The 15,742-nt window shown below is 54.2% G+C and carries 13 protein-coding genes; 12 read left to right on the top strand and 1 reads right to left on the bottom strand.

Annotation, left to right across the window (positions count from 1 at the left end; all coding sequences use genetic code 11):
- Positions 1-274 precede the first annotated feature (274 nt).
- The 11 genes from rimO to NNL35_RS14075 all read left to right on the top strand — a co-directional run bounded on the left by rimO (position 275) and on the right by NNL35_RS14075 (position 12,837).
- Positions 275-1,603 carry a 30S ribosomal protein S12 methylthiotransferase RimO gene (gene rimO, locus NNL35_RS14025; protein ID WP_040732671.1) on the top strand — a complete coding sequence of 443 codons (1,329 nt, stop codon included), beginning with the start codon at positions 275-277 and terminating at the stop codon, positions 1,601-1,603.
- Positions 1,600-2,178 carry a CDP-diacylglycerol--glycerol-3-phosphate 3-phosphatidyltransferase gene (pgsA, locus tag NNL35_RS14030; RefSeq protein WP_006678362.1) on the top strand — a complete coding sequence of 193 codons (579 nt, stop codon included), beginning with the start codon at positions 1,600-1,602 and terminating at the stop codon, positions 2,176-2,178. Before rimO ends, pgsA begins: the two co-directional genes overlap by 4 nt.
- Before the next feature lie 129 nt (positions 2,179-2,307).
- Positions 2,308-3,564, top strand: a complete 1,257-nt coding sequence (locus NNL35_RS14035; RefSeq protein WP_006678361.1) for a competence/damage-inducible protein A — start codon at positions 2,308-2,310, stop codon at positions 3,562-3,564.
- 246 nt (positions 3,565-3,810) lie between these two features.
- Positions 3,811-4,869, top strand: coding sequence for a recombinase RecA (recA, locus tag NNL35_RS14040; protein ID WP_006678360.1), 1,059 nt, complete (start codon positions 3,811-3,813; stop codon positions 4,867-4,869).
- 155 nt (positions 4,870-5,024) lie between these two features.
- A complete protein-coding gene (locus NNL35_RS14045) occupies positions 5,025-5,687 on the top strand; it encodes a RecX family transcriptional regulator (protein WP_006678359.1) in 663 nt (220 codons plus the stop codon).
- A 325-nt stretch (positions 5,688-6,012) separates the two neighbouring features.
- Positions 6,013-7,560, top strand: coding sequence for a ribonuclease Y (gene rny, locus NNL35_RS14050; protein ID WP_006678358.1), 1,548 nt, complete (start codon positions 6,013-6,015; stop codon positions 7,558-7,560).
- Positions 7,561-7,631: 71 nt separating this feature from the next.
- Positions 7,632-8,426, top strand: coding sequence for a TIGR00282 family metallophosphoesterase (locus tag NNL35_RS14055; protein WP_006678357.1), 795 nt, complete (start codon positions 7,632-7,634; stop codon positions 8,424-8,426).
- Between the two features lie 269 nt (positions 8,427-8,695).
- Positions 8,696-8,956: a stage V sporulation protein S gene (locus NNL35_RS14060; protein ID WP_006286829.1), complete on the top strand. Its 261-nt coding sequence runs from the start codon at positions 8,696-8,698 to the stop codon at positions 8,954-8,956.
- A 109-nt stretch (positions 8,957-9,065) separates the two neighbouring features.
- The gene (locus NNL35_RS14065) at positions 9,066-10,025 is read left to right on the top strand and encodes a dipeptidase (RefSeq protein WP_006678356.1); all 960 of its coding nucleotides are present in this window, start codon (positions 9,066-9,068) and stop codon (positions 10,023-10,025) included.
- 209 nt (positions 10,026-10,234) lie between these two features.
- Entirely contained in the window at positions 10,235-11,968 is a 1,734-nt protein-coding gene (locus NNL35_RS14070) for a 2-oxoacid:acceptor oxidoreductase subunit alpha (RefSeq protein ID WP_006678355.1), read from the top strand.
- Between the two features lie 2 nt (positions 11,969-11,970).
- A complete protein-coding gene (locus tag NNL35_RS14075; protein ID WP_006678354.1) occupies positions 11,971-12,837 on the top strand; it encodes a 2-oxoacid:ferredoxin oxidoreductase subunit beta in 867 nt (288 codons plus the stop codon).
- A 1,484-nt stretch (positions 12,838-14,321) separates the two neighbouring features.
- On the opposite strand, the gene NNL35_RS14080 is transcribed toward NNL35_RS14075, so the two are convergent.
- On the bottom strand, positions 14,322-14,687 hold the full coding sequence (locus NNL35_RS14080; RefSeq protein WP_254553487.1) for a hypothetical protein: 366 nt from the start codon (positions 14,685-14,687) through the stop codon (positions 14,322-14,324).
- A gap of 392 nt (positions 14,688-15,079) precedes the next feature.
- On the opposite strand from NNL35_RS14080, the gene NNL35_RS14085 reads away from it, so the two are divergent.
- Positions 15,080-15,649, top strand: coding sequence for a phosphate propanoyltransferase (locus NNL35_RS14085; protein ID WP_006679277.1), 570 nt, complete (start codon positions 15,080-15,082; stop codon positions 15,647-15,649).
- Positions 15,650-15,742: the final 93 nt, after the last annotated feature.

Below are 15,742 nucleotides of genomic sequence, written 5' to 3' on the forward strand. Positions count from 1 at the left end.
CGGACCTTGGAGAGCCCATCATCCCTGTCTATAGGAGAGAGATGCTGGGCTTCTCCTGTTTTTTTGACGAGGAATGAACCGTGTATTATACTGATGAGATAGAAAAGGCGTTTAAATATTGCTTCTTATTGCTAGAATAAATATAGATGGATTGGTTATGAGGTACGTAACATCTATAATCGTTCTTGAACCGTTATACGAATTCATTGCTTATTCGAAGAGCCTTTATACGGCCTTTATTATTGCTGCTGCAGATGGGTTGGGGGATGTATACATGACAGAACAAATCAAAATCGTAACGCTGGGCTGCGACAAAAACTTGGTGGATTCGGAGATTATGTCCGGAATAATGGATCAGTACGGGCATGAACTGGTAGAAAACGCGGAGGATGCAACCGTCATTATTGTCAATACGTGCGGGTTCATCGATGCAGCGAAGGAAGAATCGGTCAATACGATTTTGGAATTGGCAGACTTGAAGGAGACCGCCCGCTTGAAGGCGCTCATCGTTTCCGGATGTCTGACGCAGCGATACAAGGAGCAATTGTTGGAGGAAATGCCGGAGATCGACGGCATCGTCGGCACGGGGGACTTCCACAAGATCAACGATATCGTCGCCGAAGCGCTCCAAGGCAAGAAGCCGGTCCGCGTCGGCAATCCGGTCTTCAACTATGAACAGATCTTGCCGCGCAAGGTCGCGACGCCGCGCTACACCGCTTATGTCAAAATCGCGGAGGGTTGCGATAACAATTGCACCTTCTGCAGCATTCCGATTATGCGGGGCAAATTCCGCAGCCGCTCGATGAAATCGATTCTGGCCGAGGTGAAGCAGCTAGCGGATCAAGGCGTCAAGGAGATCAGCCTGATCGCCCAGGACTCCACCAACTACGGCGTCGATCTGTATGACGGCTTCAAGCTGCCGGAATTAATGAACAAAGTAAGTGAAGTACCTGGCGTCGAATGGGTTCGCCTTCATTATGCGTATCCGGGATTTTTCACGGAAGAATTGATCGATACGATCGCTTCGAATCCGAAGGTCTGCAAATATGTCGATATGCCGCTGCAGCATAGCGAAGACACGATTCTCAAGCGGATGCGCCGGCCGGGCCGCCAGCGCGATTCCCGCGAACTGGTTCGCAAAATCCGGGCTCGGATTCCGGAAGTCGCGCTCCGCACCTCGATTATCGTTGGTTTTCCGGGCGAGACGGACGAAGATTTCGAAAATTTGGCTTCCTTCGTGCGTGAAATGAAGTTCGATCGTCTCGGCGTCTTCACTTATTCGCCGGAGGAAGATACGGCGGCGACGCGGCTTCCGGATCACGTGCCGGATGAAGTGAAGGAATGGCGCGCGAATACGCTGATGGAGATTCAGCGCGAAGTGTCGAAAAACGTGAACGAGCGCCATATCGGCCGCATGCTGGACGTGCTGGTTGAACGCTATGATGGACGCAACGACGTATATATCGGACGTTCGCAGTACGATGCGCCGGAGATTGACGGTGAAGTGTTCATCTCGAACTGCAAATTAAGCATCGGGGAGATCGCCAAGGTCAAAATTACGCACGCACTCGAATTTGATTTGGCCGGGGAGGGTGTCTTGTGAATCTGGCGAACAAGATCACGTTAACTCGCATATTTCTTGTGCCGATCATGATGTTCTTCTTGCTGGTAAATTTTGATTATTTGCCGCCGATTCAGATAGAAGACTTCTATATTACGTACAACCAGATTATCGCGGCCCTTATCTTCATTATCGCGGCCAGCACCGATGGCGTGGACGGGTATATCGCCCGCAAGCGCAAAATGGTGACGAACCTGGGCAAGCTGCTTGATCCGTTAGCAGACAAGCTGCTGGTGGCCGCCGTGCTCATCTCGTTGGTCGAGATGGGCAAATGCGACGCTTTGATCGCGATCGTTATCATTAGCCGCGAATTCGCCGTCACGGGGCTTCGCCAGGTAGCTCTGCTGGAAGGAACGGTAATGGCCGCGAGCAAGTGGGGGAAATGGAAGACAGCCACCCAAATTACCGCCATCGTCGCGATGCTGCTGAACAATTTTCCGTTTGTTCTGGTGGGCATTCCGTTCGACGTGATCTCTACCTGGCTCGCAGCGATCATTACGATCTATTCAGGTATTGATTATTTTGTCAAAAATAAAAGTGTGCTTCATTTCTCGTAGCCTGTCTGCAGGACAATAGGCGCTTTTTCCCGTCTGGACCAGTGTGGAAAAAGGCCTATTTTTTCTTGGATGGAGTACGGTATCATTCGAAATGTGCACTTATGCTGAACAGAAAAGAGATGATGTGGGATGAACGCGGAAATCATTGCCGTAGGCACCGAGCTGCTGCTCGGCGAAATCGTAAACACGAATGCGCAGTTTATTTCGCAGCAATTGGCGCTGCTTGGCATCGATGTTTATTTTCAGACGGTTGTCGGAGATAATCCGCATCGGCTTCGCCATGTGCTGGAGACAGCGAGAACCCGCTCGCGGCTCATTATTTTGACAGGCGGCCTCGGGCCGACGATGGATGATATTACGAAGGATATCGTGGCCGAGCTGCTGGGACGCCGGACCTTCCTGGATGAAGCGGCGGTGGCCAAGATGGAGCAAATGTTCTCCCGCCGGGGAACGCCGATGGTGGAGAGCAACAAGCGCCAGGCGATGGTTATCGAGGGAGCGGCGATTTTGCCGAATGAGACGGGACTTGCCCTCGGCAACGCGCTGCTGGCGGACGGCACGGCCTTCATCCTGCTGCCGGGACCGCCGCGCGAGATGAAGCCGATGTTCGAGCAGGAAGTCATTCCATGGCTGCACGGCAGCGGACTGCTGGATGAGTCGGTGCTGCATACGCGGAAGCTCAAGTTCGCGGGAATCGGCGAGTCGAAGCTGGAGGATATGCTTCGCGACCTGATTGAGGCGCAGGAGCATACGACGATCGCCACCTACGCGAAGGAAGGCGAAGTGCTGGTCCGTCTCGCGACGAAGACGGCGGATGAACAGCAAGCTGTGCAGCGCCTCGCTGAGACGGAGTCGGCCATTATGAGCCGCATCGGAGAGCATCTGTTCGCAGCGGAGGATATCTCTTTGCCGGAGGCGCTGCTTGAGCTGATGAGCGAGCGGAAGCTTACGCTGTCGGCGGCCGAGAGCTGCACCGGCGGATTGTTCGCCGAGATGATTACGTCCGTGCCGGGAAGCTCGGATGTCTTCCAGGGAGGCGCCGTCACGTACTCGAACGAGATGAAGGAGCGAATCCTCGGCGTCCCGCACGAGCTGCTTGAAGGAGAGCAGGCGCCTGGAGCCGTCAGCGCCGAGACGGCGAAGGCGATGGCCGAAGGAATGCAGGACATCGCGGATACCGACTTCTCGATCGCGATAACGGGCGTCGCGGGACCGGGACATTCCGAACGGAAGCCGGTCGGCCTCGTCTATATCGCCATCGCCGAGAAGGGGAGAGATACGCAGGTCGAGGAGCTTCGCTTGGCAGGAGACCGTTCGACGATTCGTCTGCGAACCGTGAATGCGGTCATGTACCGGCTGTGGACCCGTGCGCGGCAGTATGGATAAGCTTGACTGCTTTGGCGGAAGCCGCTACAATTGAATTAACGGAAGAACCGTAGCAAGGCGCCAGTCGCTTTTGCTGCGGTTTTTTTGCGTATAGAGGGGAGGAGGATGCTTAATATAGTTCCTTTTATGGAATTTTAAGATAAATGGCCCTGCGAAAAAAACGAATGTATGTTCGAAAAAAAGCTTGGCAAACGGATCGAAAGACGGTATGATAGAGGTATCAAATGGAACAAAGGAAGTGAGTATGTGTCAGATCGCCGCGCTGCATTAGAAATGGCATTGCGCCAAATCGAGAAACAATTCGGTAAAGGTTCGATCATGAAACTTGGCGAGTCCAACCATATGCAGGTTGAGATTGTGCCGAGCGGATCGTTGGCACTTGATATAGCTCTTGGAATCGGCGGATTGCCAAGAGGACGGATTATTGAAGTATATGGACCGGAATCTTCCGGTAAGACGACGGTTGCGCTTCACGCGATTGCTGAAGCGCAGAAGGTTGGCGGACAAGCTGCGTTCATCGATGCGGAGCACGCTCTCGATCCTACATACGCGAGCAAGCTTGGCGTCAACATCGACGAACTGCTTCTGTCCCAGCCGGATACAGGGGAGCAGGCGCTCGAGATTGCCGAAGCACTCGTGCGCAGCGGCGCGGTGGACATTATCGTCATCGACTCCGTCGCGGCTCTCGTGCCGAAGGCGGAGATTGAAGGCGAGATGGGAGATTCCCACGTTGGTCTTCAGGCCCGCCTCATGTCCCAGGCGCTTCGCAAATTGTCCGGGGCGATCAGCAAGTCCAAGACGATCGCGATCTTCATTAACCAGCTGCGCGAGAAGGTCGGCGTCATGTTCGGCAACCCGGAGACGACGCCAGGCGGCCGCGCATTGAAGTTCTACTCGACGATTCGGCTGGATGTCCGGCGGGTCGAGACGATCAAGCAGGGCAACGACATGATCGGGAACCGGACACGCATCAAGGTCGTGAAGAACAAGGTCGCGCCTCCATTTAAGCAGGCAGACATCGATATTATGTATGGCGAAGGGATTTCCCGCGAAGGAAGCATCGTAGATATCGGCACGGAGATGGACATTATCCAGAAGAGCGGGGCCTGGTATTCGTACGAGGGCGAGCGTTTGGGCCAAGGCCGTGAGAATGCGAAGCAGTTCCTGAAGGAAAATGGGGAGCTCGCTCTGACGATCGAGAACAAGGTTCGTGAAGCAAGCAATTTGTCGACGGTGGTCCGGAACCATTCCGAGCATGATGCTGAAGAGGCTGAGGACGCTCTTGAGCTGGAGCTGGAATCGTAAGTCTGTTTCTGGAACAAGCGCCTTCCTGTGAGGGCGCTTGTTTTGTCATGTCTACGATAGGGATGCGGGGGAACGCGAAATCATGCGCGGGGATGCGGTGAAGCCAAAGGATAATGGCTTCGCCGGCCGATGGCGCGAACAGGAGGAGCAGACGGATGAGCAAGGAGGAACGCATCGTTACGATCATGCGGGTGGAGCCGGATCGAACACAGCGGGGGCGCTATGTCCTGCATTTCGACAGCGGCGAGTCTCTCAACGTGCATGAGGATGTCATGATCAAGTACCGTCTTCTTAAAGGAGCGGATATCGCTCTCGATGCGATTGACGATATATTGCGGGCCGATGAGGGGAACAAGGCCTACGTGCAAGCGCTGCGCCATCTGCAGCGCAAGCCGAGGACGAGGATGGAGATGATCCGCCATCTGAGTCAGAAAGGCTATGAAGAAGGGATCGTGCGGGAGGCCGTCTCGCGTCTGGTGGACGAGCGTCTGGTGGACGATCGGGCGTACGCCGAGCAGTGGGCATATGAGCGGACGGCTATGCATGCGAAGGGCCGCCGCTTCATTGAGCAGGAGCTGAAGCAGAAGGGCGTGCAGGAGCATCATATTGCCGCCGCCCTTACTTCCATCGATCCGGAGGAGGAGCGGGACGGGGCGCAGCGTTCTGCCGCCAAGAAATGGCGTCAGACGCAGGGGGAGCCGCATATGCGGAAGCAAAAAGTGATTGCCTTCTTGCTCCGGCGCGGCTATCCGATGGACCTGGCCCGCCGCGCTGCCGAGGAGGCGGCGCAGGAAGCCGATGCGGAGGACGACTTCTAGGCGGAGCCTCCGGTCAAAGATATCGCTCTTCGCCGTCATTTGCTTGACAATATCTTTTCATGAATAATAAAATGAACATGTATCTTTATTATCGCGAAATCAGTTTCCACTTCCAGAAATTGATTTCTACATGATTCATTTCGCCAATATCATGATTTCCGATTGGCCGCTTTCGGGCGGCGCACGCCATCGCGTGTGCACTTCGCCGGCGCTCATGCGTCGGTCCGTGATCTGAACCTGAATTTTGTAATGAAACACGTGAACAACTGAACAAATGAAACCTGTCCCAAGCAGTGCTTGGAGCAACCAACGGGGAGGTGAGGCAATGGAGATGAACATTTGGCTCGCGCTCGCTCTCGTTGTGGCCGCATTGATCTTGGGGTTTGGAATCGGGTACCTGATTCGCAAATCGCTTGCTGAAGCGAAGATAACGAGTGCCGAGCATGCCGCAGAGCAGATTATGGACAGCGCGCGCAAGGAAGCAGAGGCACTGAAGAAGGAAACGGTGCTCGAAGCGAAGGACGACATCCATAAACTGCGCACCGAAGCGGAGAAAGACATTCGCGAGCGACGAAATGAAGTTCAACGTCTGGAAAGACGCGTTGTACAAAAAGAAGAGTCATTGGATAAAAAGCTGGAGTCGCTGGAGCGCAAAGAAGAACAAGTCGCTTCTAAAGAAAAGCGCATCGAAGAGACCCAGCAGCAGGTTGAACGGACGCTGCAGCAGCAAGTTACGGAGTTGGAACGGATCTCGAATCTGACGATGGAAGATGCGCGGAGCATCATCCTCTCCAATGTGGAGCAGGAGGTGCGGCACGAGACTGCGCAGATGATCAAGGATATCGAGCAGCAGGCACGCGAAGAAGCGGACAAGCGCTCACGCGAGATTATTACGCTTGCTATCCAGCGCTGTGCCGCCGACCATGTAGCAGAGACGACGGTCTCTGTCGTGGCATTGCCTAATGAAGAGATGAAGGGCCGGATTATCGGCCGCGAAGGCCGGAATATCCGTGCGCTTGAGACACTGACAGGAATCGATCTGATTATCGACGATACGCCGGAAGCGGTGATTCTGTCCGGATTTGATCCGATACGACGGGAGATCGCGCGGACGGCATTGGAGAAGCTGGTCGCCGATGGGCGTATCCACCCGGCTCGAATCGAGGAAATGGTGGAGAAGTCCCGCAAGGAAGTCGACGAGCGGATTCGCGAATACGGAGAACAAGCGACGTTCGAGGTCGGAGTGCATGGCTTGCATCCGGATCTGATCAAGATTCTGGGACGTCTGAAGTTCCGTACGAGCTACGGTCAGAATGTGCTCAAGCATTCCATGGAAGTGGCATATCTCACAGGCTTGATGGCGGGAGAGCTGGGCGAAGATGTAACCTTGGCACGCCGTGCCGGGCTGTTGCATGATATCGGAAAAGCGCTGGATCACGAGGTGGAAGGATCCCACGTCGAGATTGGCGTAGAGTTGGCGAAAAAGTATAAAGAACACCCTGTAGTCATTAACAGCATCGCATCCCATCACGGAGATTGCGAAGCGACATCGGTTATCGCAATGCTGGTGGCAGCGGCGGATGCGCTGTCTGCAGCCAGACCGGGAGCGCGTCGTGAGACGCTCGAAACCTATATCAAGCGGCTGGAGAAGCTGGAAGACATTTCCGAGTCGTTCGAAGGGGTGGAGAAATCGTACGCCATCCAGGCTGGACGCGAAGTTCGCGTCATGGTCCAGCCGGATAAGATTGACGATGCGGAAGCGTACCGACTCGCTCGGGAGATTACGAAGAAAATCGAGAGCGAGCTGGACTATCCGGGTCATATCAAGGTAACGGTAATCCGCGAGACCCGTGCGGTAGAATATGCGAAATAAGCAAAAGCTATAGCGCAAGTGCGAGAAGTGGCCTCCTGGGCCACTTCTCCTGATTTAAGGAGGACCCAATCATGAAAGTCTTGTTTATCGGCGATATTGTGGGCAATACGGGGCGCAAGGCCGTGAAACAGCTGCTGCCGGAGTTGAAGCAGAAGTATAACCCGCATATCATTATCGCCAATGCGGAAAACGCCGCCGGCGGGCGGGGCGTCACGGGCGCGATCGTGAAGGAGTTCCTCGACCTGGGCGTTCACGGCTTTACCATGGGGAACCATACGTGGGACAACAAAGATATTTTCGAGTGGATTGACGAGGAGCCGCGGATGGTCCGTCCCGCCAACTTCCCGGAAGGAACGCCCGGCAAGGGGCATACCGTCATCAAAGCCAATGGCAAGGAGCTTGTCATTATCAACTTGCAGGGGCGGACGTTCCTCCCGGCCATTGATTGCCCCTTCCAAAAGGCGGACGACATTTTGCGAGGGCTCGGCAAAAAGCCGCGTGCCATACTTGTCGATTTCCATGCTGAAGCGACATCGGAGAAGATTGCGATGGGCTGGCATCTCGACGGCCGCGCTTCGCTGGTCGTAGGCACGCATACGCATGTCCAGACGAATGACGACACGATACTCCCTAACGGCACGGCCTATTTAACCGATGTCGGCATGGTCGGTTCGCGGGAAGGCGTGCTTGGGATGGAGCGGGAAGCGGTGCTGCGCAAGTTCAGAACGCAGCTTCCCGTAAGGTTCGTCGTCGATGAAGGCAAATGGCAGTTCCACGCGCTGGTCGTTGAGATTGACGAAGCGACCGGCAAAGCGACGAAGCTGGATAAAATCCGTATTCGCGAAGGCGAGTGGATGATGAGCTAGGGAGCGGTTGGAACGCGGCACCGTCGAGGCGGCATACCGAGCGGGCTAACCGTCACGATATGGAGTGTCCGCCGCACGGCTTTTTTTGTGAATTTGTGAATAGGCATGGATTATCCCGGCAGATGAACAGCTTTTGGCATGGACAGGAACGAATCAGCCCGGCCACTACACCTCCTCAGGCAGGAACGGAAGATGACAGGAATTTTTGGCTCGCTTGTGAATAGATTGTAATAGTGGAGTCAACCATCATTCCCGAGGAGGTACTTTCCATGGAAGTATTGAAGGTGTCAGCTAAATCCAACCCGAATTCCGTCGCGGGCGCATTGGCCGGGGTGCTGCGTGAACGCGGAGCGGCCGAACTGCAAGCGATCGGAGCGGGCGCATTGAATCAGGCGATTAAAGCAGTTGCGATTGCACGAGGATTCGTCGCACCAAGCGGGGTTGATCTGATTTGCATTCCTGCATTCACCGATATTGTCATTGACGGCGAAGACCGTACGGCGATTAAATTAATTGTCGAGCCCAGATAAAAAACGGATACATGGAAATGACCGGGGAACCTTACTCTGCCTGTTTACGACGTAAGCAGGTTTTTTGCTTTCCATGGTGGGACACGCCACGCAGAAAGGATGAAGCCAAATGAACGCCCGTATTATCGATTTTCATTGCGATGTGCTGTACAAGATGCTGTATCACGGCGCAGGCCGCTTCGAGAAGGAAGACGACTATGACGTCACCTTGCCGCGCCTGAAGCAAGGCGGAGTCGGCATGCAAGTGTTCGCCGTGTTCCTGGAGGACTCCGCGCTGGCCGGACCGCCGAAGTTCGCGCAGGTGCTGCGAAGCATCGATCTGCTGCGCGAGCGCATTAACACGCTTCCCGGCATGCGTCTCATTCGGTGGCGGGACGATCTGGAGCGCTGGCAGGAGCAGCCGGATCAGATCGGATCGCTGCTGTCGCTGGAAGGCGTAGACGCGCTGGAAGGGGATTTGGTGAATCTCCGTACGGCTTACGAGCTGGGCGTCCGCTTCATCGGACTGACCTGGAATCACGCGAACTGGGCCGTGGACGGAACGTTGGAGGAGCGGCAAGCCGGCTTTACTGCGCTGGGCCGCAGCCTAATCCAGGAATGCGATCGGCTGGGACTCATCATTGACGTGTCGCATTTGAACAGGACGGCATTTTGGGAGCTCCTCGAGCTGACGGAGCGGCCGATCTTCGCCTCTCATTCCAATGCGGCGGCCGTGCTCGATCATCCGCGCAATCTTACGGATCAGCAGATCCGGGCCATTATCGCGCGCGACGGAAGAATCGGCGTTACGTTCGTGCCGCATTTCATCCATGAAGGGGACAAGGCTTCCATTGATCATTTGCTCCGCCATATCGAGCATATCGCCACATTAGGCGGTGAGCGGCATCTGATGTTCGGATCGGACTTCGACGGCATCGATAAGAAGGTAGAGCGGTTGGAGCATGCGGGACAATATACGAATTTATTAAATGAACTGCATAAAAGATACAGTCCGGATTTCGTAGAGCGGATCTCTTCTGCCAATGCATTATCGTTTCTCGCGACCCATCTTCCTGAGCGCGAACTATAACATGGATATTCATCTCGGCCGGGTATCATATCCATCGAATCTCGCTATCGGGGGAGAGGCAGAAATCGCTTGCTTTTTCAAGTACCCGGACATAGAATGAGAGTGACTCAACTATTTTCTAATATTTTACTTGTTATATTTTTTTGAAACTATTTATATCGCGGCAGTGAATATGGATGCGAGTCACTTTGCAAAAGGAGTGGGCGAGCTTGATTAGTCAATTATCTTGGAAAATCGGGGGTCAACAAGGAGAGGGTGTAGAAAGTACAGACCGTATTTTCTCAACGGCATTGAATCGTCTAGGCTATTATCTATACGGATATCGTCACTTTTCTTCCCGAATCAAGGGTGGACATACGAATAACAAAATACGCATCAGCACAGCGCCGATCCGTGCGATATCGGACGACCTGGACATTCTCGTCGCCTTCGATCAAGAGACGATCGATCTGAACGCGCAAGAATTGCGGCCGGGAGGCGTTATCGTAGCCGATGCGAAGTTCGCGCCAGTCGTGCCGGAAGGAATCGATGCACGGCTATTTGCTGTTCCATTCACCGCGATCGCGGACGAATTGGGCGCATCCCTAATGAAAAATATGGTCGCTTCCGGCGCGTCATGGGCCTTGCTCGGATTGCCGCTGGACGTGTTCAATAAGGCGCTGGAAGAGGAATTCGGGCGCAAAGGGCCGGCAGTCGTCGAGAAGAACGTCGAGGCATCGCGCCGCGGGGCGGAATTCATCCTGGAGCAGGCCGGCGGCCCGCTGACCGAATTCCAGCTTGAACCGGCGGACGGGAAGCAGAAGCTCTTCATGATAGGTAACGATGCGATCGGATTGGGCGCGATCGCCGCAGGCTGCCGCTTGATGGCAGCCTATCCGATTACGCCGGCATCAGAGATTATGGAATACTTAATCAAGCGGCTGCCGAAGTTCGGCGGAACGGTCATTCAGACCGAGGACGAGATTGCCGCGGTCACGATGGCCATCGGGGCCAACTACGGCGGAGTCCGGGCAATGACCGCATCTGCGGGTCCGGGGTTGTCGCTGAAGGCGGAAGCGATCGGTCTGGCGGGAATGACAGAGACGCCCGTCGTCATCGTCAATACGCAGCGCGGCGGTCCGAGCACCGGCTTGCCGACGAAGCAGGAGCAGAGCGACCTGAATGCGATGGTATACGGCACCCATGGGGAGATTCCGAAGATTGTCATGGCGCCGAGCTCCATCGAAGAGTGCTTCTACGATACGATCGAAGCATTTAACCTGGCGGAGAAATACCAGTGTCCGGTCATCGTCATGACCGATCTGCAGCTATCACTGGGCAAGCAGTCGTGCGAGCTGCTCGATTTCGACCGCATCGTCATCGATCGCGGCAAGCTGACATCCGATCTGCCGCCGCTGGAGCCCCACGGCCAATTCAAGCGTTATGAATGGACGGAGGACGGTATCTCCCCGCGCGTCATCCCGGGGGAGAAAGGCGGCTTGCATCATGTGACCGGCGTAGAGCATGATGAGGTCGGGCGTCCGTCCGAGAGCGCGGTGAACCGGAAGAAAATGATGGATAAGCGGCTGCGGAAGATCGAGGGCCTGCAGATTACGAATGCGATTCACGCCGATGCACCGCATGAGGAGCCGGATCTGCTGTTCGTCAGCATGGGCTCCATCGGTGGAACGATAGACGAAGCGCGCCGCAGACTGGAAGCGGAAGGAATTAAGACGAACCATGTCACCGTTCGGCAGATTCACCCGTTCCCCGCAGAGCTGTTCAAGCCGCATGCGGAACGGGCCCGTCAAGTGGTCGTCATCGAGAACAACGCTACCGGACAATTGGCGGATCAGATTCAGCTGCATGTCGGCTGCGGAGAGAAGCTGCGCCGCGTCAACAAATACGACGGCACTCCGTTCCTGCCGTCCGAATTGTATAATCATAGCAAGGAGCTGGTCTAAGAATGGCTACGTTTAAAGAATTCCGCAACAATGTGAAGCCGAATTGGTGCCCGGGCTGCGGTGATTTCTCCATACAGGCAGCCATTCAGCGCGCGGCAGCCAATGTCGGACTCGAGCCAGAGCAACTGGCGGTCGTATCCGGAATTGGATGCTCGGGCAGAATCTCCGGCTACATTAACGCGTACGGCTTCCACGGCATTCATGGACGCGCGCTGCCGATTGCGCAGGGGCTGAAGCTGGCGAACCGGGAGCTGACCGTTATCGCCTCCGGGGGAGACGGCGACGGCTTCGCGATCGGGATGGGGCATACGGTCCACGCCATTCGCCGGAACGTCAATATTACGTATATCGTGATGGACAACCAGATTTATGGCTTGACGAAGGGACAGACCTCTCCGCGGAGCGCCGTCGGCTTCAAGACGAAGAGCACGCCGGAAGGCGCGATCGAATCGACCTTGTCGCCGCTGGAGATTGCGCTTGCGTCCGGAGCGACGTTCGTCGCGCAGTCATTCTCAAGCGATCTGAAGCAGTTGACCGCGCTAATCGAAGCTGGCATACAGCATGAAGGCTTTTCGCTAATCAACGTATTCAGCCCGTGCGTTACGTTCAACAAGATCAACACCTACGACTGGTTCAAGGAGCACATCATCAATCTCGACACCGTCGAGAACTATGACCCGTCGAACCGCGTGATGGCGATGACGAAGCTGATGGAGACCGGCGGCATGATAACCGGACTGATCTATCAGGATACTTCCCGCCGCTCCTACGAGAATCTCGTCCCGGGCTTCCGGGAGGAGGCGCTCGCCCATCAAGATTTGCAGATAACGCCGGAACAATTTGACCAATTGGTATCGGAATTCAAATAACGAAACCCATTAAGGCATGCGTCGTAAGGCGCGTGCCTTATTTTCATTCCCTCTTCTGTCCCACGCAAGCAAAAAGTCCTCCGTCTGCGCTCTTATGCTCGATATCCCAATGACGCAGGAAGTCGCCATACAAGCGCCAACGCACCTATTGCCCTGTATCGCGGTCGTGAAGGACCTGCAAAATCCTCCGTCTGCGCTTTATGCTCGATATCCCAATGATGCAGGAAGTTGCAATAAAAGTGTTCCACCCACCATGATGCAGGAAGTTGCAATAAAAGTGTTCCACCCACCTATTGCCCCGTATCGCGGTCGTGAAGGACCTGCAAAATCCTCCGTCTGCGCTTTATGCTCGATATCCCAATGATGCAGGAAGTTGCAATAAAAGTGTTCCACCCACCTATTGCCCCGTATCGCGTTCGTGAAGGACCTGCAAAGTCCGCTGTCTGCGCTCTTATGCTCGTTATCCCAATGACGCAGGAAGTTGCAATAAAAGTGTCCACCCACCTATTACCCCGGATTGCGGTCGTGAAGGACCTGCAAAGTCAGCTGTCTATGCTCTTATGCTCGATATCCCAATGACGCAGGAAGTCGCCAAAAAAGAGCCAACACATCTAATGCCCCGTATCGCGTTCGTGAAGGACCTGCAAAATCCGCTGTCTGCCCTCTTATGCTTGTTATCCCAATGACGCAGGAAGTCCCAATACAAGAGCCAACGCACCTATGCCCCGGTTCGCGGTCGTGAAGTACCTGCAAAATCCGCTATCTGCGCTCTTATGCTCGTTATCCCAATAACGCAGGAAGTCGCCATACAAGCACCAATGCATCTATTGCCCTGTATCGCGTTCGTGAAGGACCTGCAAAATCCGCTGTCTGCGCTCTTATGCCCGATATCCCAATGACGCAGGAAGTCGCCAAAAAAGAGCCAACACATCTATTGCCCCGTAACGCGGTCGTGAAGGACCTGCAAAATCCTCCGTCTGCGCTCTTATGCTCGATATCCCAATGACGCAGGAAGTCGCCATACAAGAGCCAACGCACCTATGCCCCGGTTCGCGGTCGTGAAGGACCTGCAAAAACCTCCGTCTGCCCTCTTACGCTCATTATCCCAATGACGCAGGAGGTCCCTGACGGGATGGGATAATAAGCAAAAGGCGGGTGTAAGCCTAATGGGATGGGATATTGAGCAAAAGACAAGGTGTAACGCCTGACGAGATGGGATATTGAGCAAAAGATAAAGGTGTTACGCCTGACGAGATGGGATATTGAGCAAAAGATAAAGGTGTTACGCCTGACAGATTGGGATAATAAGCAAAAGGCAAAGTGTTAACGCCTGACGGGATGGGATAATAAGCAAAAGGCGGGTGTACGCCTGACGAGATGGGATAATAAGCAAAAGGCGGGTGTACGCCTGACGAGATGGGATATTGAGCAAAAGACAAGGTGTTACGCCTGACGAGATGGGATATTGAGCAAAAGACAAGGTGTTACGCCTGACGAGATGGGATAATAAGCAAAAGGCAAAGTGTTAACGCCTGACAGATTGGGATAATAAGCAAAAGGCAAAGTGTTAACGCCTGACGGGATGGGATAATAAGCAAAAGGCGGGTGTACGCCTGACGAGATGGGATATTGAGCAAAAGATAAAGTGTTACGCCTGATGGATTGGGATAATAAGCAAAAGGCAAAGTGTTAACGCCTGACGGGATGGGATAATAAGCAAAAGGCGGGTGTACGCCTGACGAGATGGGATATTGAGCAAAAGGCAAAGGTGTAACGCCTGACGGATTGGGATAATAAGCAAAAGGCAAAGTGTTAACGCCTGATGGGATGGGATATTGAGCAAAAGACAAGGTGTAACGCCTGACGAGATGGGATAATAAGCAAAAGGCAAGGTGTTAACGCCTGATGGGATGGGATAATGAGTAAAAGGCCGGGTATACGCCTGACGGGATGGGATATTGAACAAAAGGCAAGGCAGGACGTCTGACCGCTTGGAAGATTAGTCAAATGGCAAATGTATGGATTGATTTTTGGGTCAATAGGGGGAGTGTCGCCACATCTTGCAGGCATAGGAATTACGCGTGTTCGCCGAATGTTAATCAGCGCGTATGACTCGGGCTTGCTGGAGTTTCAACAAGGGTAGAAGGCGGTCAGGCCGAAATGTCGACTTTTTGCCCGGGCGGGAGTATAATATGGAGTGGTACAAGATAGAGAGATCACAACAACGTGAGGTGGATGAGAAATGAAAACTGTACCAGTCGGCGTGTCAGGACGCCATATTCATTTAACGCAGCAAGATATCGAGACTTTGTTCGGAGCGGGCTATCAACTGACCGAGTTCAAGCCGCTGTCCCAGCCGGGGCAATTCGCGGCCAATGAGACGGTGGAAGTTATCGGTCCGAAAGGTTCTTTCAAGAAAGTTCGCATTCTGGGCCCTGCGCGCCCGGCTTCCCAATTGGAAGTGTCGCGCACGGACGCATTTACGCTCGGAGTCAACCCGCCAGTTCGGGAATCCGGCAATATTGAAGGCACACCAGGCATTCAAATTAAAGGGCCTGCAGGTGAAGTGGAACTGCAGCAAGGGGTTATTGTGGCTGCACGCCATATCCATTTCCATACTTCGGATGCTGAGAAGTGGGGCATTCAAGATAAAGCCAAGCTTCGGGTTCGCGTAGGCGGAGATCGCGGCGTTATCTTTGAAAATGTAATTGCGCGCGTCCATGATAATTTCGCATTGGACATGCATATTGATACGGATGAAGCGAATGCAGCCGGCGTGAAGAACGGAGACACGGCTGAAATCGTTGACTAATAGAAGCGGGAACGTCGAATGCAGCTGCTCGGTAGGGCGGCTGCATTTTTGCTGTGTCCCTTTTTCACATGACGATCGCTAGCAAGGACGACC

It is taken from the genome of Paenibacillus dendritiformis (genome assembly GCF_945605565.1).
GTDB classification, from domain to species: domain Bacteria; phylum Bacillota; class Bacilli; order Paenibacillales; family Paenibacillaceae; genus Paenibacillus_B; species Paenibacillus_B dendritiformis_A.

Coding starts and splice junctions, on each gene's coding strand:
- rimO (WP_040732671.1), top strand. CDS start 275: ATGACAGAACAAATCAAAATCGTAACGCTGGGCTGCGACAAAAACTTG.
- NNL35_RS14035 (WP_006678361.1), top strand. CDS start 2,308: ATGAACGCGGAAATCATTGCCGTAGGCACCGAGCTGCTGCTCGGCGAA.
- NNL35_RS14045 (WP_006678359.1), top strand. CDS start 5,025: ATGAGCAAGGAGGAACGCATCGTTACGATCATGCGGGTGGAGCCGGAT.
- rny (WP_006678358.1), top strand. CDS start 6,013: ATGGAGATGAACATTTGGCTCGCGCTCGCTCTCGTTGTGGCCGCATTG.
- NNL35_RS14055 (WP_006678357.1), top strand. CDS start 7,632: ATGAAAGTCTTGTTTATCGGCGATATTGTGGGCAATACGGGGCGCAAG.
- NNL35_RS14060 (WP_006286829.1), top strand. CDS start 8,696: ATGGAAGTATTGAAGGTGTCAGCTAAATCCAACCCGAATTCCGTCGCG.
- NNL35_RS14065 (WP_006678356.1), top strand. CDS start 9,066: ATGAACGCCCGTATTATCGATTTTCATTGCGATGTGCTGTACAAGATG.
- NNL35_RS14075 (WP_006678354.1), top strand. CDS start 11,971: ATGGCTACGTTTAAAGAATTCCGCAACAATGTGAAGCCGAATTGGTGC.
- NNL35_RS14085 (WP_006679277.1), top strand. CDS start 15,080: ATGAAAACTGTACCAGTCGGCGTGTCAGGACGCCATATTCATTTAACG.